Here is a 17,838-nt window from a genome sequence, read left to right as displayed (position 1 = left end):
GCTCGTTTGGGCTTTTGCCCCGGGCTCGCGCCCCGGGGCACCCCCCGGTGATTTTGTTTTCTTAAAATTGGGGGGGCCACCTTCCGCCCCCGGGCCCCACCACGATTGCGTGAACGAGAATAACGAAATCTTCGAGGAGATGTCTGATGTCGGTGCCACGTGGAGTCCGTAATGTCACGTCGATCCTGGTCGCAGTGGTGTCGATCGTCGCGGTCACCTCGATCGCACCGCGGGTGTCCGCGGAGCCGACGACAGGCAGCGTGCAGCCCATGAGTGTCTGGTCGGCGTCGATGGGGCGGAACATTCCGCTGCGAGTCCTGCGTCCGGCCGACACGAGTGTGCCGCGACCGACCCTGTACCTGCTCAACGGCGCAGGCGGCGGCGAAGACGAGGCGAACTGGTTCGAGCAGACGGACGTCGTGGACTTCTTTGCCCACAAGAACGTGAACGTCGTGGTGCCGATGGAGGGCGCGTTCAGCTACTACACCGACTGGATCCGTGACGATCCGGTCCTCGGCCGCAACAAGTGGACGACGTTTCTGACGAAGGAACTTCCGGGTGTCGTCAACGCGCGGCTGGGCACGAACGGAGTCAATGCGATCGCAGGCATCTCGATGGCGGGTACGTCGGTGCTGAGCCTCGCCGAGAGCGCGCCCGGGCTGTATCGAGGTGTCGGGGCCTACAGTGGTTGTGCGGAGACGAGCACGACGTTCGGCAGGCTGTACATCAAGATCGTCATCGAATCCCGGGGCGGGGGTGACGTCGAGAACATGTGGGGGCGCGAAGGCGGGCCGGGCTGGCGTGCCAATGATCCTGTCGTCCAGGCAGCGAAGCTGCGCGGCACCCGGCTGTACGTCAGCAACGGTTCAGGCGTGCCGGGGCCGCACGATCGGCTCGACGGGCCGGGCATCGACGGCGACCTCTACACCTATGCGAACCAGATGGGACTCGGAACCGTCATCGAGGCCGCGACCAACCAATGCACGATCAACCTGTCCACACGCCTCAAACAGCTCCGCATACCGGCGACCTTCCACTTCCGCGACGTCGGCACACACGCGTGGCCCTACTGGCAGGACGAGTTGCACAGGTCGTGGCCGACCCTCGCGCAGTCGCTGCGCGACTAGCGTGAAGGAGCGGCGACGCCGTAGGCGGATGCCAGACGGGTGATCCGGTCTGCTTCGTGCGGCGCGGCTTGTCGTTGCCGTCGCGGACCTGACCGCCTGCGAGCGCGAAGTCGGCGAGGAATTCGCGAGCCATCCCGAGACGCTGACCGAGATCCGCGCGATCCGAGACGCCGTCATCGCTGGCGACGTCGACGGGGCGCGGCGCGCAGGCGAGCATCACGTGCGGCCCTGCCGCGGATCTTCGCGGAGTTGCAGCGGGGCACGCGCTAGATCCGGTCGGTCCGACCGCCCGTCAGCGCGCCGCGAGCAACCCGAGCATCGCATAGGCTGCGACCTTCGTGCCGTACGGAACCGCAGCGAGGTCGACGACGTAGTGCGGGGTGTGCAGCGCGAACGGGACGCTCTCGCCGCGCGCCCGTGCCTGCGCATACACGTCCGGATCGGCGGTGCCGACCATCAGATAGTTGAACGGCAGGTCCGGATACGGACCTTTCAGGATCTGCACGTCCTCGGACGCCGTCGCGGCGGGAAGGTCGGTGAGAACCTGGTCGTCTCCGACGATCGAGGCCAGCGACCGCGCCATCGAGTCGGCGAGCTCAGGGTCGTTGACCAGTGGGAGCGAACCGCCCTTCATAACGATCTCCGGGAGCAGTCCGTCGTCGACCCCCGCGGCGCGGGCGACCGTGTCCGCGACCGATTTGATCGCGTCGAGCAGGGTTTCGCGGACCTGCGGGTCGTACCACCGGATGTTCGTCTTGATCACCGCTTGCGACGGTATGACGTTGTTGTCGACGCCTGCCGAGATGGAGCCGACCGCCAGGACGGCGGTCTGTGCCGGGTCGACTCGCTCGGGGACGATCGACGCGAAGTCGACGACGGCGCGCGCCGCCATCTGCACGGGATCCGTCGTGGCCTCCGGCATGGAGCCGTGGCCGCCGACGCCGCGGAAGACGATGTCGACCTGGTCGGTGCCCGCCAGCCGCGGCCCGGGCGACGACGAGACGGTGCCGACCGGCGCAGGAATCGTGTGCATGCCGATGAGGACGTCCGGCTTCGGAATGAAGTTGTACAGACCGTCGTCGACCATCGCTTTTGCTCCGGTGATCGGCTCCTCGGCGGGCTGGCCGATCAATACTGCTGTGCCCGACCAGGAGTCACGTACCGAGACAATCGCGCTCGCCATGCCAATCAGCCACGTGACGTGCGCGTCGTGGCCGCACATGTGTGCGGCGGGAACGACGGAGCCGTCCTCGCGCGTCACCCGTACGTCGCTCGCATAATCCAGGCCGGTCTGCTCCTCGATGGCATTCGCATCCATGTCGGCGCGATACATGACGACGGGGCCGTCGCCGTTGCGGAGCGTGGCCGCGATGCCGGTGCGGCCGATGCCTTTTGTGACGTCGAAGCCGAGGTTCTGCAGTGCCTTCTCGATCAGCCGGGACGTCTGCACCTCGCCGAACGCCAACTCGGGGTTGCGGTGTATGTCCTTGAACAATTCGACGAGTCGGTCGGTGTCGGAGTCGACCGCCTGGTCGATGCGGGCGATCAGGTCCTGGGGGAGGGCGGCTGCGGTGATCACAGACCCAGACTATCGACGATCACCCGCGATAACCTCGATCCATGACTGATATGCAGGCTCCGAACGCCGAGCCCGGTGCGCCGAGCCCGATCGCGTCCCTCCCCAATCTGCGTGACCTCGGCGGCTGGCCGACCGGAGACGGACAGAGGGTGAAAGCCGGACTGCTGTACCGTACCGCCGATTTCAGCGGATTGACCGATCCCGACGCGCAGCGCTTCGAGTCCCTCGGCGTGCGCACCGTCTACGATCTTCGTTCGGCCAGCGAGCGCGCTGCCGCTCCTGACCCGGAGCTCGACGGTGTCGCCAATCTTCCGTTAGACGTGCTCGCGGACTCGTCGACTGCGATCCCCGCGAACCTCCGGCATTTCCTCGACGATCCGGCGACGGCAGCCAGAATCAACGCCGAACTCAGCGGCGGCCGGGTGATCGAAGCGATCACCGCCACGTACCGGAGCATGGTGACTCTGCCGAGCGCACACGCCGCGTACCGACGCCTCTTTCAGGGACTCGCAGGCGAAGACACCGCACCCGCCGCATTCCACTGCACCACCGGCAAGGACCGGACCGGGTGGGCCGCAGCGACTCTGCTGACCGTTCTCGGCGTGTCGCGCGAAGATGTGCTCACCGACTATCTACTCACCAACGAACGTCTGGTGCCTGCACTGAAACCGGTCTTCGACACCTTCGCAGCCGAGGGTGGAGACCCGGACCTGCTCCTGCCGATCCTCGGCGTCCGCGAAGAGTACCTGGTCGCCGCGTTCGACGAGGTCGACAACCTCTACGGCTCGTTCGACGGCTACCTTGTGGACGGACTCGGGGTGGACGGACTCGGGGTAGACGGGGCCGTCGCCGACACCCTGCGCTCGACCTTCCTCGAATGACGTCCCCGCGCGCCGACATGGTGGCTCAGGCCGCCGACCTCATTGCGCGTAAAGGCGTCGCTGGAACCTCCATCGGCGACGTCCTCACCGCCGCGGGTGCATCGCGCGGTTCGGTGTATCACCATTTTCCCGGCGGACGAGCCGAGATTCTCGCCGAGGCGGTGCTGTACGGAGCGGACCGGATCGACGACGGTCTGGCGCAAGCGGCCCGATCGTCGCCCGTGTACCTCGTCGCCGACATCGCCGCGATGTGGCGGCGCATGCTCACCGACACGGAATTCGCTGCGGGCAGCCCGGTCGCGGCCGCCGCGACCGCGCGCGAGACCGACCCGGCGATCGCCGACATCGCCGAACGGCAGTTCGTCCGATGGGAGGAGGGGCTCGCCGCGAGCCTGCGTTCCCGCGGGCTCGACGGCGACCGCGCGCTCTCGTTGGCGGTGACGGTCCTCGCCGCGATCGAAGGAGCCGTCGTCTTATGTCGTGCCCACCGGAGTCTGACGCCTCTGGAGAATGTGGTGAGGGAAATCGGGCCGCTGCTCTCATCGGCCGGGTAGATTCATCGCCATGGCTGTCACCGCAAGTACCGAGTTCGACATCGACGCCCCGCCGTCGGTCATCATGGAGATCCTGCTCGACGTCGAGGCCCTCCCTGAATGGTCGGGGCCCCATAAGTCGGCGAAGATTCTCACCGAGCACGAGGACGGAAGCCCGGCACGCGTCGAAGCGTCCGTGACCGCTGTCGGAATCACCGACGATCAGGTCCTCGACTACACGTGGACCGAGAACACCTGCGCATGGAGTCTCGTCGAGAGTTCGCAGCTGGCGCAGCAGGAAGGCAAGTACACCGTTACTCCGAAGGGCGACGGCTCACACGTCACCTTCGAGTTGACCGTCGACCTCAAGATCAAGCTGCCCGGGCTCATCGTCAAACGCGGCCAGAAGGTCGCTGTGGACACCGCGAAGAAGGGCCTCACCGACGAGGCCAAGCGGCGCTCCTGACGAGCTGCGTCGCTCCGGAAAACTCACGAAAGCCGCGATCGACCTCACCTGACGTCGTCTCCCGTCGGGTGAGGTCGATTCTTGTGCATCGCGTCGGTAACGATCACCGCCGGTGTCGCTGCGCGGGAGTAGGGTCGGTGTCGGTTCCGCTTGCTCGGCGGACACAACTCATCACGGTGACCGCGCCAGCGCGGGAGAGGATTTAAGCGTGCGAATTTTCAAGGGGAGCAACGGTATCCGGGTTCTCTTCGCGGGTATTGCAGGTGGCGCCGCGATCGGCGCGATGGCTCTCTTCGGCGGCGGGACGGCGTCGGCCGACACCGCGTGCTCGGCCGCTGACAACAACCGGGTGGAACACGCTGACGGCTTGAGTCACTGCATCGCCAACGCGGGCCCCGGATCGCGCGCAGACGCCCGCGACACGAGCAACAGCGGTGTCGCGACTGCGGTGGCGACCCAGCGCGGGAGCGCGACGGCCGTCAACCTGCAGCCGCAGTCGCAGGCACTGTCGAGCGGCGTCCGTGGCGGCAACGGGTACTCGTTCTCCACCGGCCCCCGATCGACGTCGATCTCGATGGCGCGCGACGGCGGAACTTCCGTCGCCGTGGGTGGCTGGGGAGGGCAGGCGTACGCCGGCCCCGAAGGCGCAGTGTGTGCAGGCGGATTCGGTGCGGCCTACGACTCGACCACGGGTCAGTACTGCGTCAAATCCGGGTCGATCGACATCCACTGAGCCATTCCGCGCGCTCGAGACACCATTCACAACAGCGTCGTTGATGAGTGTGGCGGCCTTCGCCGGGTCGTTCGGCTGGTGACCGTCCTGGTCGGCGAAGCCCTTACGTAAACGCCCGGCCGGAGTGTCGGCGTGGGCATTGATCGGCGTGGAGTAACGCATTGACCGTCCCGCGAACTCGGTGCGGAATGGACCGGGTTCGACGACCATGACTCGGATGCCCCCCCCACGGCGCGACCTCGGCCGCGAGTGCCTCGGAGAGACCTTCCAGCGCGAACTTTGAAGTCGCATACGCCGCGTGGCCCGGATTAGCGACGACGCCGCCGACCGACGACATCTGTCCGGCGTTGTTGACCAGAACGTCTATCCGCCCATGTGCTTTGAGTGCGCCGCGGACTGCGGCGTCGATCGAATCCGGATCGCCGACGTCGAGCGGTGCACTGTGCTCGAAGGCGTTCTCGACCGCGGCAACGTCACGTGAAGTGGCGACGACGATATCGCCCCGCGGCACAGCGTCTTCAGCCTATGGCCGAGGCAGAGGGACTGAGCGTCGCCGACTGGGAGGCCCTGTCCGTCATCGTGCGCGCCGGCGAAAAATGCACGCCGACGACGCTGGCTACAACACTGCGACTCACCTCAGGAACGGTTAGCACTCGGTTGAGTCGACTCCTTAGCGCAGGGCTCGTGTCGGCGGCAGACGATGTCGACGGACGTTCGCGGCCCGTACGAGTCACAGAGGAGGGTCGACTCCGGTGGCAGCGCGCCACAGAACGACGAACACAGCTAGAAGTGGCAGCCTTCAGCGTTCTGAAGACTGACGAGATCGGCATACTCAACGACCTTCTGCGGCCACTCCTCCGCCACTACGAAGCCAGTCTCGGCACCCGCGTCTTCAGCAGACCCACCCTCGTCTCCCCCCACCGCAACCTCGTATACCCAATAGCCCTCTCGATGCGTCTTAGCAGCCTGTGCTGAGGCTGCTGAGACGCATTGAGCGTGTGGCGGGAGAACTGAGGCTGCGAACCGAGAGGTCGGACTGCGGCATCACAACAGAAGAGGCACTCGCGGCGAACCGCTGACGACCTCTCCCGATCTATCTCTATCCACTGAGCCCTCGCGCGCTGGAAATCCCGTACTGAGATTCCCGCTCGGGAAATCTCGCCCTGCCGGATGAGTGAGGTCGCGCTAGCCTGGTGCGCGTGGAGAACATCGACGGCTACGTGCAGCCGCATCAGGATATCGGCCCCGATCTCAGCGTCGTCTCCGGGCGTGAAGCACTGCAACGGATCGTCGACTTGCGCGACACCGGCGGGTTCGCGGTCGTCGACGACGATGACGACGACCCGATCCTGCTGACGCTGCCCGAACGCAACGTCGTGGACACCTGGCGTGAGGACTACCCGTACGGCGAGCGGATGAGCCGTCGCGAGTACGAGGTGACCAAGCGGCGACTCCAGATCGAACTGCTGAAACTGCAGAAGTGGTCCAAGCAGACGGGGCAACGGCATCTGCTGTTGTTCGAGGGCCGCGACGCCGCGGGCAAGGGCGGGACGATCAAACGGTTCAACGAGCATCTGAACCCGCGTGGTGCGCGTGTCGTCGCATTGGAGAAGCCGTCCGAGCGGGAGTCCACCGAATGGTACTTCCAGCGGTACGTGCAGCATCTGCCCGCCGCAGGCGAGATGGTCTTCTTCGACCGCTCCTGGTACAACCGCGCCGGGGTCGAGCGAGTCATGAGCTTCTGCACGCCCGAGCAGTACGGCCAGTTCATGAAACAGGCTCCCGCGTTCGAACGGATGCTCGTCGACGACGGGATCCACTTGGTCAAGTTCTGGTTCTCGGTGACCCCGCTCGAACAGCGGACTCGGTTCGCGATCCGGCAGATCGACCCCGTGCGGCAGTGGAAGCTGTCGCCGATGGATCTCGCGTCGCTCGACCGTTGGGAGTCGTACACCGCGGCCAAGGAGCAGATGTTCCTCGACACCGATACCGACCACGCGCCGTGGACCGTGGTCAAGAGCAACGACAAGAAGCGTGCCCGCATCAACGCCATGCGATACGTCCTCAGCTTGCACGACTACGACGGCAAGGACGAGACGATCGTCGGGAAGCCCGACCCGCTGATCGTCGGCCGCGCACGCGACCTCGTCGGGGAGTAGCGCGCGCGGTCTCCGGTAACCTCGGCGGGGTGCGAAGTGTTGCCTCGGGACTGTTCACCGTCATCGCTATGATCGCCGTGATCGTCGCGATTCCCAGCATGTGGGTGTCGCAGCGAGTGGTCTCGGCCGACGGATTCACGGCGTCTGCGGGCGACGCCGCACGCAACACAGAGGTGCAGGACTACTTCGCGCAGAAGATCACCGCATCCGTCGAAGACCAGACCAGTGTTCCGCTGGCTGGAGCCATCGTGGAGCCGCTCGCCCGCGACTACACGCGCAGCGACGGATTCGTGCAGGACTTCCAGGACATCGCGCGTCAGCAGCACGACTGGTTGTTCAACGCTCCGGGACCGGACACCGACACGCACGTCATGGACGTGAACGTGACACCGATGGTCAACCGGGTGATCGAGTCGGCCAACCTGCCGGTCCCGGTGTCCGTCGACCGACCCATCTACGTCGGCATCGACCAGCACCGGTTGACCGCTGGATCGCTGGAGTCGACGGGCGACTTGGTGACGTCCACGTCGTGGATCTCGGTCATCGTCGCGGTCGTCGCCGCTGTCCTCGCCCTGCTGACCGCGAACAGACGGAGCACCGTCCTCGCGTGGCTGGGCGTCGGCGTCCTACTCGCCGCGGCGGGCGCCTACGTGATCGCGCAGTACATCCGATCGCTCGCAGGCGACAAAGCGGCCGACACTGACGAAGCCGCGCGCCGGACCGTCGAAGTGGTCGCCGACGGCATCTCCTCCGACCTGGTGACTGTCTCGCTGGTCGTCGGCGCCGCCGGAGCACTCATCATCGTCGCCGGACTCATCCTGCGGGGTGCCTCAGGCTCACGCCACTAGGCGTCATCGTCGATGACGAACGCGAACTGGTCGGCGTCGAAGCGGAGCCGACCGCGGTCGAAGGCCGCGGACACCGAACCGTTGCCTGCGAGTGCGGCTGGTGTCCCGGTGTCCATGACGCCGTCACCGCGCAGCAGCCAGACCTCGTCGGACAGCCTCATCACCAACTCGAGCTCGTGCGACGACATGAGGACGGCGATCGACTGTTCGCGCGCGAGAGCCGACAGCAGATCGAGGAATTCGACGCGCGACGGCGCATCCAGATGCGACGTCGGCTCGTCGAGCACCAACAGTTCTGGCTCCTGCGCGAGTGCCCGGGCAGCGAGGACGCGTTGCCGTTCGCCGTCGGACAAGTCGTGGAACGGGCGGTCGGCCAGATGGCTCGCGCGGACCGCGTCCAGTGCGTCGCCGGTACGAGCCCGGTCGTCCACGGACAAGCGTCCGGTCGGCGACAGGTACGGCGTACGGCCGAGAGCCGCGACCTCATACGCCGTCAGCCGTCCCGGATCGACGGTATCGGTGGTGACGACGGCGATACGTCGCGCGAGTGTTGCCGCTGGGAGAGAAGAGATCTCGGTGCCGTCCGCGAGGACCGCCGTCCCCGATAAGGGCGGCTGCAGCCCGCACACGGTGCGGAGCAGCGTCGACTTGCCTGCGCCGTTCGGACCGATAAGTGCGGTGAGGCGCCCGGTCTCCGCCGTCGCGTGCAGGTCGGACGCGACCGTCCTTCCACGCCGGCCGCGGTAGCCGATCGTCAGGTCGTCCAGCACGAGTCCGGTCATACGGCACCTCCCTGCTTACGGCCGCGGAGCAGCACGGTGATCACGACCGGTGCGCCGATGATCGCCGTGACCGCGTTGAGTGGCAAGGCCATCTGCTCGCCTGGCAGATCGGCGAGCGCGCCGCACCACACCGCGAGCGTCGCGCCGACGAGCGCGCAGCCGGGGATCAACGGCCGATGGTCTGACGTCCTGAGCATGCCTCGAACCAGATGCGGGATCACTAGCCCGAGGAAGCCGACGGGCCCGCAGAATGCGGTGACCACACCGGTCAGAAGGGCGGCAGCGAGCAGGGTGACGGCACGCGCCACGCGCAGATCGACACCCATCGAGCGTGCGTAGCCCTCGCCGAGAAGGAGCGCGTTCAACCCTCGGACGGTGAAGAACACGGCGACGATGGTCACGGCCACGATCGGTGCGGCCAGGGCGAGGTCGCTCCACGACGCGGACGAGAAGGTGCCGAGGCCCCAGATCATGTACTTCTGCACCGCGTTCGGGTCGGCGTACACGATGAGCACGGACACCAGGGCTCCGGTGACCGCCCCGAGCATCACACCGATCAGCAGGAGGGTGACGGCGTTGCGTACCCAGACCGCGAGCACGAGAATCACGGCGAGGACGGCGGCCGCGCCCGCCGCCGCGGCCAGGACGATGCCGAGCCGGCCCCATCCGGCGAGCACCCCGACGAACGCAGGCCCGCTCGCACCGCCCGCGAGCGCGACGATCGAGACGCCGAGGCTGGCGCCCGAGTTGGCGCCGAGGATGTACGGGTCGGCCAGCGCGTTGCGGAACAGAGTCTGCATCTGCAGGCCTGCGACGCCGAGTGCGGCCCCCGCCATCGCCGACGTCGCGATGCGGGGCAGGCGTACGAGGCGGAGGATGGCGTCGTGGCCGGGGTCGGTGGCTGCGCCGCCGGTCAATACGTGGAAAACGTCCGAGACCGGGACGACGACCGCGCCGATCGAGGCCGTCGCCAACAACGATGCTGCTGCGACGACGACGAGAACCGTCCACACGGTCCGCCGCGTCACGGTCACTCCGCGGGCAGGTGGCGGTAGAACGTGAAGTCGTGACCGGGGAACATGTCAGGGTGCAAGATCGCGGCGACGTCACCCAGGACTAGGTCCGGTCGTAGTACGCCGCGCTCGAAGTAGTCGTTGCCACCGGTCTCGCTGACCGCCTTGGTGGAATTCCATGCCCGCTTCGCAGGCCGTGCGAACACCCGGTATCGCTCGTCCTGCCGGTACAGCTCAGGGAGCGAGTTCACCGTCATATCCGACAGAAGCCACGCGTCGGCGTTCCGCGAGCGGTCGATCACCGACTCGATGGACAGGTGGGCCGACCCCGTCGACTGGTCGCCTGCCCACGGATACTGGCCGCGCGCGTCGCGAACGATGCGCCCGAAGTAGCTCCCGCCCGCGGCCATCGTCCACGCGCCGTTCTCGACGCCGCCGAGTAGGACACTGGTCTCGGGCGCGTTCGCGACTTTCGCCGTGACGGCGTTGTAGTCGCGCTTCACCTGGCCGAACACTTCGGCGGCCTTTTTCTCACGCCCGGTGAGTGCGGCGAAGAATTTGATCCACTCGGCGCGACCGAGCGGCCCGTTCTCCAGCCAGTCGGCGTCGGACAGGACCGTGATCCCGGCGCGCTGGAGCTTGGGTAGCGACGCGTCCTCGTAGCCGTCGGAGACCAGGACGTCCGGATGCGCGGCGATTACTCGTTCCACGTTCGGGACGCCGCCGTCCGCGTACTGCTTCACCTTCCCGGCATCGATGCGCGACCGGATCTCCGGTGTCGACACGTAATCGGCCGAACTGACGCCGGTCACCGTGTCAGCGGCGTCCAACGCGACCATCGCGGGCAGATGCGTCGTCGATCCCGAGTACATGGTGCGGATCGGGATCTGTACCGCAGGTGCGTCGGCGAGCGCGCCGTCGAGCTTCGGTGCGGGCGCACCGCAGCGCACCAGAACATACGACGCGGGTGCGGCGCCCGGGCTCGGTTCCTTGACCGTCACGACCTGGTACGACTTGTGGTAGTCGATGGCGAGGCCGGACGCGTCGGTGATCGTCGACTTGTCGGGGAAGTAGTCGGTGTCCGCGTCGAAGTCGGTAATGCAGTCGCGGTCGGCGCCTGCGTCGTTCGACGACGAACCCGAACAGGCGCCGACCACGAGCGGCACGATGAACAGACCGGCGACGGCGGCCGTGCGGATGCGCTGGCGCATCACAGCGAGCCTTTCGCGCCCACCGTTCGCCACAGGAACTCGTAGGCTAGGGCCTCCTTGAACGCCGACTGCTTGTTGTCCGCAGCGCCGCCGTGACCGCCTTCGATGTTCTCGTAGTAGCGGACCTGATGGCCGGTCTCCTCCAGGCGTGCCGTGAACTTGCGGGCATGGCCGGGGTGCACCCGGTCGTCGCGCGTCGACGTCGTCACCAGGAGTTCGGGATAGGCGACGTCGTCGCGAATCCGCTGATACGGAGAGTGCATCGACATGAACTCCCAGTCGGACGGGTCGTCGGGGTCGCCGTACTCGGCCATCCAGGACGCGCCCGCCAACAGCAGGTGGTACCGCCGCATGTCGATCAACGGCACCTGGCAGACGAGCGCGCCGAAGAGCTCCGGGTAATTCGTCGTCATGACGCCCATCAACAGCCCGCCGTTGGAGCCGCCGCGAGCCGCGAGTGTCTGCGGTGTCGTCATACCGCGTGCGACGAGGTCACCGGCGATCGCTGCGAAGTCCTCGTACACGAGGTGGCGGCCGGCTTTCTGCGCTTGTGTGTGCCACGTCGGGCCGTACTCGCCGCCGCCACGGATGTTCGCGTAGACGAACGTTCCGCCGCGCGCGATCCAGTTGCGGCCCGTCACGCCCAGGTATCCGGGTGTCAGCGAGTTCTCGAATCCGCCGTACCCGTACAAGAGGGTCGGCCCGGTCGTCACGTCGTCGCGTTTGACGACGAAGTAGGGGACCCGGGTGCCGTCCTCGGATGTCGCGAAGAATTGCTGGGCGACGACATGTGACGCGTCGAAGTGCTCGGGCGACGACTTAATCGGCGCCACGCTGGTCGTCGCATCGCCGTAGAGCAGCGACGGTGCCTGGGTGAACGAACTTGACGACAGCCAGATCTCGTCGCTGTTCTCGGGGTCGACGTCGAGGACTCCGACGGTCGCCAACTCGGGGACGCCGTCGAATTCGGTGGGCTCCCACGTGCCGATCTCGAACGTCTGCAGCGCAGTTGCGACGTCGTCCAGCGTCGTCAGAATCAGTCGGGAACGGGTGAACGCGAAGTCCTGCAGGCTCGTGTGCTCGTCGGGTTCGAAGAGCACGTGGTGGCTGCGATCTCCCGACTGGAAGGCGGGGTAGTCGAACACGATCAGTGAGCCTGGGGCGTGCTCGACGCCGTCGACGGTCCACGGCGACTTCGGTGACACGATCAGGTGATTGAGGTGCACCGCGTGCGAAGCGTCGGACGGGACGTCGATCGCGACGAGTTCGCCGTCGACGATCTCGAAGTCGTCGCTGTTGTAGAAATCCGTCGCACGATAGACGAAGTGGCGCTCGTAGCCCGGCGTCGGGTCGTAGCCTGCTCCGATCGCGACGTCGTCGACGCTCCCGGTGAACACCGTCCGTGCGTCGGCGAGGTCGGTGCCTCGCGTCCACCGCTTCACCACGCGCGGATAACCCGACGACGTCCACGAACTCTCGCCGTCCGGCTGTTCGCCGAACTCGGTGCCAACGTACACGGTGTCCCGGTCGATCCACGAGACGTTCGACTTGTTCTCCGGCAGCGCGAAGCCCCCGTCGACCCAGCCGCGGGACACGACGTCGAACTCGCGGACCACGGTCGCATCGGCGCCGCCACGCGACAACGAGATCAGTGCGCGCTCGTAGTCGGGCCGCAGCATGGACGCGCCGGCCCACACCCAGTTCTCGCCCTCCTCCTGGCGCAGTGCGTCGACGTCGATCAGGACATCCCATTCGGGTGAGTTCGCGCGATACTGCTCGAGCGTCGTCCGCCTCCACAGGCCGTACGGGTGTGCGGCGTCCCGCCAGAAGTTGTAGAGATACTCCCCGCGGCGCCGCACGTACGGGATCCGATCGTCGGTGTCGAGGATCTCGAGCGTGTCCGACTGCATCTGAGCGAACCGATCCGAACCGGTCAATTCATCGACGGTCGGCGCGTTGTGGGCACGCACCCAGTCGAGCGCCTCGTCGCTGTCGACGTCTTCGAGCCAGAGATACGGATCGTTCACGGCAATCGTGTTCGCACCAGTCGTGTTCGCATCAGTCACCCGGTCCACGTTACGTGCGGTGCACCGTGGCGACCGCCACTAGCCTGCCGTCTTCTCGAGTTCGATGTCGGTCTCCTCGCCCGCATGCTGCTCGGGGATGTCGGTGCCGCGCAGCGATGCGCCCGCGGTCTCCTTGAGGAAGGCCAGCGCGACCATGCCGACCACGCAGGCGAGCATCATGTACAGCGCCGGGAACTGCAACCAGCCGGTGCTGTCGACCACTGATTCGTTCACGAGCGGGGCTGTGCCGCCGAACGCGGCCGTCGACACGTTGTATGCGATCGCGAATCCGGCGTAGCGAACATGCGTCGGGAACATGGCCGGGAACGTCGCTGAGATCGTGGAGAGTTGTGGCAGATACAGCAGGCCGAGAACCAGGAATCCGAGGATCGCCCAGGCCAGGCCTTGACCCATCAACCAGTACATCGGCAGCGCGAAGATGAACAACCCGATGAGCGATGTCCACCACATGGGTTTGCGGCCGATCTTGTCGGACGCCGCGCCGAAGAACGGAATCAGCGCCATCATCGCGACCTGTCCGATGAGGATCACGATCGAGCCCTGCGTCTCGTCCATGCCGAGGGTGTTCTTCAAGTAGTCCGGCTGGTAGGCCAGCAGCGTGTACTGCGTGACGTTGAGCGCCACGACCATGCCGAACATGATGACGATCGGCCGCCAGTAGTCGACGATCGTCGTCTTGAGCTGTCCGAGCATCGACGGCTCGTCGACGTGTTTGGCAGCGGCTTCACTGCTGCGCTCGTTGTCGACCTCGGTGAAGACCGGTGAATCGTCGAGTTGCGACCGCAGGTACAGCCCGACCAGGCCGAGCGGCAGCGCGAACAGGAACGGAACGCGCCAACCCCAGGTCTCCATGTCGGTCGTGTCGAGCCAGATGTTGTGGTCGGCGAGCGTGGTCATGATGAGCACGAAACCGGTACCGGCGGACAATCCTGCGAGGGTGCCGAATTCCAGGAAGCTGCCCAGTTTGCCGCGTTTGTTGTCGGGCGCGTACTCGGCCATGAAGGTCGCGGCGCCGCCGTACTCACCGCCGGTGGAGAAGCCCTGAACCACACGGAGCAGGATCAGTAGGACCGGAGCCCAGACGCCGACGGACGCGTGCGTCGGCAGCACACCGATCAGTGCGGTGGCCACCGAGATCAGCAGGATCGTCATGGCGAGGACGGCCTTGCGGCCCAACCGGTCTCCGATCGGGCCCCAGACGAAGCCGCCGAGCGGTCGGAGTACGAACGACACGGCGAAGCCGAGCATCGTCCCGATCCCGCCCATCTCCCCGGGGAAGAAGGCGTCCGTCAGGTAGGTGGTGGTGGCGGCGTATACGCCGTAGTCGTACCACTCGGTCGCGTTACCGATCGCCGATCCCGCGATCGCCTTGCGAATCGCCTTGGGTTTGGGTGCGACGAAGTCTTGAGTTGCTGGCGCGTCTGCCATCGTGCCTCCGATGTGTAGCCGAGTCGGCGAGGTGTGAACTCTACCGGGTCGGCGAGGCTTCTCAGCCGTAGACAATCGAGGGGTCGTTCCCCCCGAACGGACTAATCAATCCGTAGCACTATTGGCGCGTGAGGGAAACTCGAACTAGGGAGTTCTAGGTCGTCTATTCGGGTGAACCTGCAGGTGATAGCGGGTCTGCGACTTCTCCGTCACGAATTGGGCAACGTGTCTTCGAGTAGATGGTCGGCATGCATAGATTGCAGTGCACACACCGGGAAACCGTCGAAGGGTTGTTTTGGATCAATAGCGGTAGATCGGGCTCGCGTAGCAGCGACCGGCCCATCGCGACGAAGTCGAATCCCTCGTTGAGAGCGGTCTGAACCGCCGCGCGATCGGTGATGCCGCCGAGCAGGATCAGCGGCATCGACACGGACTTGCGGAGTTCTCGTGCCAGTGGGAGCAGATAGGCGTCGCGATACGGGTAGTGCTTCAGGAACACCGGAGCCGCAGCCTTGAGGCCCACCCGCATGGCGCCTCCGAACGCCGCCGCGAACTCGGCGCGCGGCGCCTCCCCGTGGAACAGGTACATCGGGTTCAGTAGCGAGCTGCCCGCGGTGGGTTCGATGGCGTCGAGGAAGCCGTCCGCTTCGAACAGTCGCGCCGTTTCGCACGCCTGATCGATATTGAGCCCACTCCACGGATGACCGCCTCTGCCGACGCCGGGTGTCCCGACCCCGTCGAACATGCTCAGCTTGGCCCACACTGCGGCCTCATCGCCGACCGCCCGGCGGACCGCTTCGATCACCTCGCGGGCCAGCCGCGCGCGGCCTTCTACGGTACGGCCGTACTCGTCCCGTCGATGGTTGAGCAGCGGGGACAGGAATGAGCTGAGGAGATAGTTGTGTCCGCAGTGCACTTCGATCGCGTCGAAACCGCAGTCGACGGCCAGGCGCGCCGCGTCCGCAGCCTGGCGGGTCAACGTCGCGATCGCGGAGGAGTCCATGCGGCGGGTCAGCGCCATGCCCATCGGCGCGGGGATGCGACCCGGCCCGAGTGCGGCGGCCCGGTTCGAGATCGAGTTCGCGACCGGCCCGGCGTGACCGAGCTGTGCTGCGGCCAGCGCGCCCTCGCCGTGGATGGCGGCGGTGAGTCGGCGGAGACCGTCGGCGGCCTCGGGGCGCATGTGGATCTGGTGGCGGTCGGTGCGCCCTTCCGGGCTCATCGCGCAGTAGGCCACCGTGCTGATGCCGACTCCTCCCGCAGCCACCTCGCGGTGGAACTCGATGAGGTCGTCGGTCACCAGGGCATCGGGGGTGCGGCCCTCGAACGTCGCGCATTTGATGAGGCGGTTGCGCGGCGTGATCGGCCCGAGCGCGGCGGGTGCGAACGGGTCGAGCGTGGACGGTCTGAGAGACATGGGCTGTTGTTCTCCTTCCGGTCGGACCGGCGCTAGTGGATCGGGGTAGGTGCGTTCGGAGCGCTCAGGCCTGCGGTGAGGAAGTCGCCGAGCGCAGTGACTGCGGCGGCACTCGGCGGTTTCGGCGCGGAGAGTTCGGTCATCAAGACCGCGAACGCGAATCGCCACCGACGGCGTGCGGTGGCGGCGTCGACTCCGGTCGCCGACGTGAGAATCGCCACCCAGGACCGGGTTCGGAACCAGGTCGCTGTCCACGGCAGGTCGGGGTGCGCCAGGACGAAACCGCCGAGCACATTCAGCAGCGATGCGGCTACAGGATCGCCGCGAAGCAGAGCGAGTGGGGCGAGAATCGCGTCGACAATCTCGCGAACAGTCGCCGGTCTATGCCTCAACTCCTCGAGCGGTGCGGCCCAGAACGGTTCCAGTCGTTCCTGCAGCAGTGCTGTCACCAGGGACTCTCGGGAGCCGAAATGGTAGTGAACGGCGGCCGGGTTCACTCCTGCCTGAGCGCAGACCGCACGCAGCCGAAGATCCTCGTACGACGTGGTGGTGAGCAGATGTGCGGCCGCGTCGAGCAGTCGGGCGCGTGTCACGTCTGTTGCCATACGGTGAAGTGAATCACTAATCAATCAATGTTTCAAACAGTGATTGAAAGTGTCCGTCGCGGACACGCACCGCGAGGTGTCCGTGCGCGTTAGGCTTGACGTCGTGGCTGAACATTTTGAAACAGTTGTCCTCGGTGGTGGCCCTGGTGGGTATGTGGCCGCGATCCGGTCCTCCCAGCTCGGCAAGACGACCGCCGTCATCGAAGAGAAGTGGTGGGGTGGTGTCTGTCTGAACGTGGGCTGCATCCCGTCCAAAGCGCTGCTGCGCAACGCGGAACTCGCGCACGTCTTCAATCACGAGGCGAAGACCTTCGGGATCAGCGGAGAGGTGTCGTTCGATTTCGGTGCTGCGTTCGATCGCAGTCGGACCGTGTCCGATGGCATTGTCAAGGGCGTCCATTTCCTGATGAAGAAGAACAAGATCACCGAGATCGATGGCTACGGGACATTCGTCGACGCCAAGACCATCAAGGTGGGCGACCGTGAGATCACCTTCGACAACGTCATCATCGACACCGGCTCCACCGTCAAGCTGCTACCGGGCGTGGAACTGAGCGAGAACGTCGTCACCTACGAGACGCAGATCATGACGCGAGACCTCCCGAGCTCCATCGTGATCGTCGGCGCGGGTGCCATCGGCATGGAGTTCGGCTACGTGCTGGCCAACTACGGGGTCGACGTCACCATCGTCGAGTTCATGCCCCGCGTCCTGCCGAACGAAGACGCCGACGTCTCCAAGGAGATGACCAAGGCGTACAAGAAGCTCGGCATCAAGCTGATGACCGGCACCGGCGTGCAGACCATCGACGACCAGGGCAGCCAGGTGGTCGTGTCGTACAAGGACGCCAAGGGCAACGACGGCAGCCTGACCGTCGACAAGGTCCTCATGTCCGTCGGATTCGCGCCGCGCGTCGAGGGCTTCGGCCTGGACAAGACCGGCGTCGAGCTGACCGACCGCGGAGCCATCGC

The 17,838-nt window shown here is 66.1% G+C and carries 18 protein-coding genes; 9 read left to right on the top strand and 9 right to left on the bottom strand.

Annotated features, from left to right (window positions below):
- The first annotated feature begins 146 nt into the window (after positions 1–146).
- Positions 147–1,127: an alpha/beta hydrolase gene (locus ACTIMF_RS06425; protein WP_442349455.1), complete on the top strand. Its 981-nt coding sequence runs from the start codon at positions 147–149 to the stop codon at positions 1,125–1,127.
- 292 nt (positions 1,128–1,419) lie between these two features.
- On the opposite strand, the gene ACTIMF_RS06420 is transcribed toward ACTIMF_RS06425, so the two are convergent.
- Positions 1,420–2,706 (bottom strand): amidohydrolase, encoded by a 1,287-nt coding sequence (locus tag ACTIMF_RS06420; protein ID WP_442349454.1) that lies wholly within the window; start codon positions 2,704–2,706, stop codon positions 1,420–1,422.
- Positions 2,707–2,747: 41 nt separating this feature from the next.
- Here ACTIMF_RS06420 and ACTIMF_RS06415 point away from each other — a divergent pair, with 41 nt between their 5' ends.
- From ACTIMF_RS06415 to ACTIMF_RS06400, 4 genes are all read left to right on the top strand, one after another.
- Positions 2,748–3,587, top strand: a complete 840-nt coding sequence (locus ACTIMF_RS06415) for a tyrosine-protein phosphatase (protein ID WP_442349453.1) — start codon at positions 2,748–2,750, stop codon at positions 3,585–3,587.
- Positions 3,584–4,141, top strand: a complete 558-nt coding sequence (locus tag ACTIMF_RS06410; protein ID WP_442349452.1) for a TetR/AcrR family transcriptional regulator — start codon at positions 3,584–3,586, stop codon at positions 4,139–4,141. Before ACTIMF_RS06415 ends, ACTIMF_RS06410 begins: the two co-directional genes overlap by 4 nt.
- Positions 4,142–4,151: 10 nt before the next feature.
- Positions 4,152–4,586, top strand: coding sequence for an SRPBCC family protein (locus ACTIMF_RS06405; RefSeq protein ID WP_442349451.1), 435 nt, complete (start codon positions 4,152–4,154; stop codon positions 4,584–4,586).
- A 208-nt stretch (positions 4,587–4,794) separates the two neighbouring features.
- On the top strand, positions 4,795–5,319 hold the full coding sequence (locus tag ACTIMF_RS06400; protein WP_442349450.1) for a DUF6764 family protein: 525 nt from the start codon (positions 4,795–4,797) through the stop codon (positions 5,317–5,319).
- A gap of 103 nt (positions 5,320–5,422) precedes the next feature.
- Here the strand turns inward: ACTIMF_RS06400 and ACTIMF_RS06395 are convergent, their stop codons facing one another.
- Positions 5,423–5,830 carry an SDR family NAD(P)-dependent oxidoreductase gene (locus tag ACTIMF_RS06395; RefSeq protein WP_442349449.1) on the bottom strand — a complete coding sequence of 136 codons (408 nt, stop codon included), beginning with the start codon at positions 5,828–5,830 and terminating at the stop codon, positions 5,423–5,425.
- A 14-nt stretch (positions 5,831–5,844) separates the two neighbouring features.
- On the opposite strand from ACTIMF_RS06395, the gene ACTIMF_RS06390 reads away from it, so the two are divergent.
- The 3 genes from ACTIMF_RS06390 (at position 5,845) to ACTIMF_RS06380 (ending at position 8,326) form a co-directional block, all read left to right on the top strand.
- Entirely contained in the window at positions 5,845–6,294 is a 450-nt protein-coding gene (locus ACTIMF_RS06390; RefSeq protein WP_442349448.1) for a MarR family winged helix-turn-helix transcriptional regulator, read from the top strand.
- A 218-nt stretch (positions 6,295–6,512) separates the two neighbouring features.
- A complete protein-coding gene (gene ppk2 / locus ACTIMF_RS06385; RefSeq protein WP_442349447.1) occupies positions 6,513–7,478 on the top strand; it encodes a polyphosphate kinase 2 in 966 nt (321 codons plus the stop codon).
- A gap of 29 nt (positions 7,479–7,507) precedes the next feature.
- Positions 7,508–8,326 carry a hypothetical protein gene (locus ACTIMF_RS06380; protein WP_442349446.1) on the top strand — a complete coding sequence of 273 codons (819 nt, stop codon included), beginning with the start codon at positions 7,508–7,510 and terminating at the stop codon, positions 8,324–8,326.
- Here the strand turns inward: ACTIMF_RS06380 and ACTIMF_RS06375 are convergent.
- The 7 genes from ACTIMF_RS06375 to ACTIMF_RS06345 all read right to left on the bottom strand — a co-directional run bounded on the left by ACTIMF_RS06375 (position 8,323) and on the right by ACTIMF_RS06345 (position 16,869).
- Positions 8,323–9,108, bottom strand: coding sequence for an ABC transporter ATP-binding protein (locus tag ACTIMF_RS06375; protein ID WP_442349445.1), 786 nt, complete (start codon positions 9,106–9,108; stop codon positions 8,323–8,325). The genes ACTIMF_RS06380 and ACTIMF_RS06375 overlap by 4 nt on opposite strands.
- Positions 9,105–10,136 carry a FecCD family ABC transporter permease gene (locus ACTIMF_RS06370; RefSeq protein ID WP_442349444.1) on the bottom strand — a complete coding sequence of 344 codons (1,032 nt, stop codon included), beginning with the start codon at positions 10,134–10,136 and terminating at the stop codon, positions 9,105–9,107. Before ACTIMF_RS06370 ends, ACTIMF_RS06375 begins: the two co-directional genes overlap by 4 nt.
- A 2-nt stretch (positions 10,137–10,138) precedes the next feature.
- A complete protein-coding gene (locus ACTIMF_RS06365) occupies positions 10,139–11,332 on the bottom strand; it encodes an ABC transporter substrate-binding protein (protein WP_442349443.1) in 1,194 nt (397 codons plus the stop codon).
- Positions 11,332–13,398 carry a prolyl oligopeptidase family serine peptidase gene (locus ACTIMF_RS06360; protein WP_442349442.1) on the bottom strand — a complete coding sequence of 689 codons (2,067 nt, stop codon included), beginning with the start codon at positions 13,396–13,398 and terminating at the stop codon, positions 11,332–11,334. The genes ACTIMF_RS06365 and ACTIMF_RS06360 overlap by 1 nt, the downstream gene beginning before the upstream one ends.
- A 39-nt stretch (positions 13,399–13,437) precedes the next feature.
- Positions 13,438–14,847 (bottom strand): MFS transporter, encoded by a 1,410-nt coding sequence (locus ACTIMF_RS06355; RefSeq protein WP_442349441.1) that lies wholly within the window; start codon positions 14,845–14,847, stop codon positions 13,438–13,440.
- A gap of 163 nt (positions 14,848–15,010) precedes the next feature.
- Positions 15,011–16,264 (bottom strand): NADH:flavin oxidoreductase, encoded by a 1,254-nt coding sequence (locus ACTIMF_RS06350; RefSeq protein ID WP_442349440.1) that lies wholly within the window; start codon positions 16,262–16,264, stop codon positions 15,011–15,013.
- Positions 16,265–16,296: 32 nt separating this feature from the next.
- Positions 16,297–16,869: a TetR/AcrR family transcriptional regulator gene (locus tag ACTIMF_RS06345; protein WP_442349439.1), complete on the bottom strand. Its 573-nt coding sequence runs from the start codon at positions 16,867–16,869 to the stop codon at positions 16,297–16,299.
- Positions 16,870–16,972: 103 nt separating this feature from the next.
- On the opposite strand from ACTIMF_RS06345, the gene ACTIMF_RS06340 reads away from it, so the two are divergent.
- The coding region (locus ACTIMF_RS06340; protein WP_442349438.1) for a dihydrolipoyl dehydrogenase family protein at positions 16,973–17,838 on the top strand (866 nt) is incomplete at its 3' end.

Source organism: Gordonia sp. (in: high G+C Gram-positive bacteria) (genome assembly GCF_052106715.1).
In the GTDB taxonomy this organism is placed as follows: Bacteria; Actinomycetota; Actinomycetes; order Mycobacteriales; family Mycobacteriaceae; genus Gordonia.
Note: the sequence above shows the minus strand (reverse complement) of the source record. Positions and strands in the feature narration are given on the sequence as shown.

What these genes read in the sequence shown, in the direction of transcription:
- ACTIMF_RS06415 (WP_442349453.1), top strand. Translation starts at nt 2,748, where the DNA reads ATGACTGATATGCAGGCTCCGAACGCCGAGCCCGGTGCGCCGAGCCCG.
- ACTIMF_RS06425 (WP_442349455.1), top strand. Translation starts at nt 147, where the DNA reads ATGTCGGTGCCACGTGGAGTCCGTAATGTCACGTCGATCCTGGTCGCA.
- ACTIMF_RS06390 (WP_442349448.1), top strand. Translation starts at nt 5,845, where the DNA reads ATGGCCGAGGCAGAGGGACTGAGCGTCGCCGACTGGGAGGCCCTGTCC.
- ACTIMF_RS06350 (WP_442349440.1), bottom strand. Translation starts at nt 16,264, where the DNA reads ATGTCTCTCAGACCGTCCACGCTCGACCCGTTCGCACCCGCCGCGCTC.
- ACTIMF_RS06345 (WP_442349439.1), bottom strand. Translation starts at nt 16,869, where the DNA reads ATGGCAACAGACGTGACACGCGCCCGACTGCTCGACGCGGCCGCACAT.
- ACTIMF_RS06355 (WP_442349441.1), bottom strand. Translation starts at nt 14,847, where the DNA reads ATGGCAGACGCGCCAGCAACTCAAGACTTCGTCGCACCCAAACCCAAG.
- ACTIMF_RS06375 (WP_442349445.1), bottom strand. Translation starts at nt 9,108, where the DNA reads ATGACCGGACTCGTGCTGGACGACCTGACGATCGGCTACCGCGGCCGG.
- ACTIMF_RS06405 (WP_442349451.1), top strand. Translation starts at nt 4,152, where the DNA reads ATGGCTGTCACCGCAAGTACCGAGTTCGACATCGACGCCCCGCCGTCG.
- ACTIMF_RS06365 (WP_442349443.1), bottom strand. Translation starts at nt 11,332, where the DNA reads ATGCGCCAGCGCATCCGCACGGCCGCCGTCGCCGGTCTGTTCATCGTG.
- ACTIMF_RS06410 (WP_442349452.1), top strand. Translation starts at nt 3,584, where the DNA reads ATGACGTCCCCGCGCGCCGACATGGTGGCTCAGGCCGCCGACCTCATT.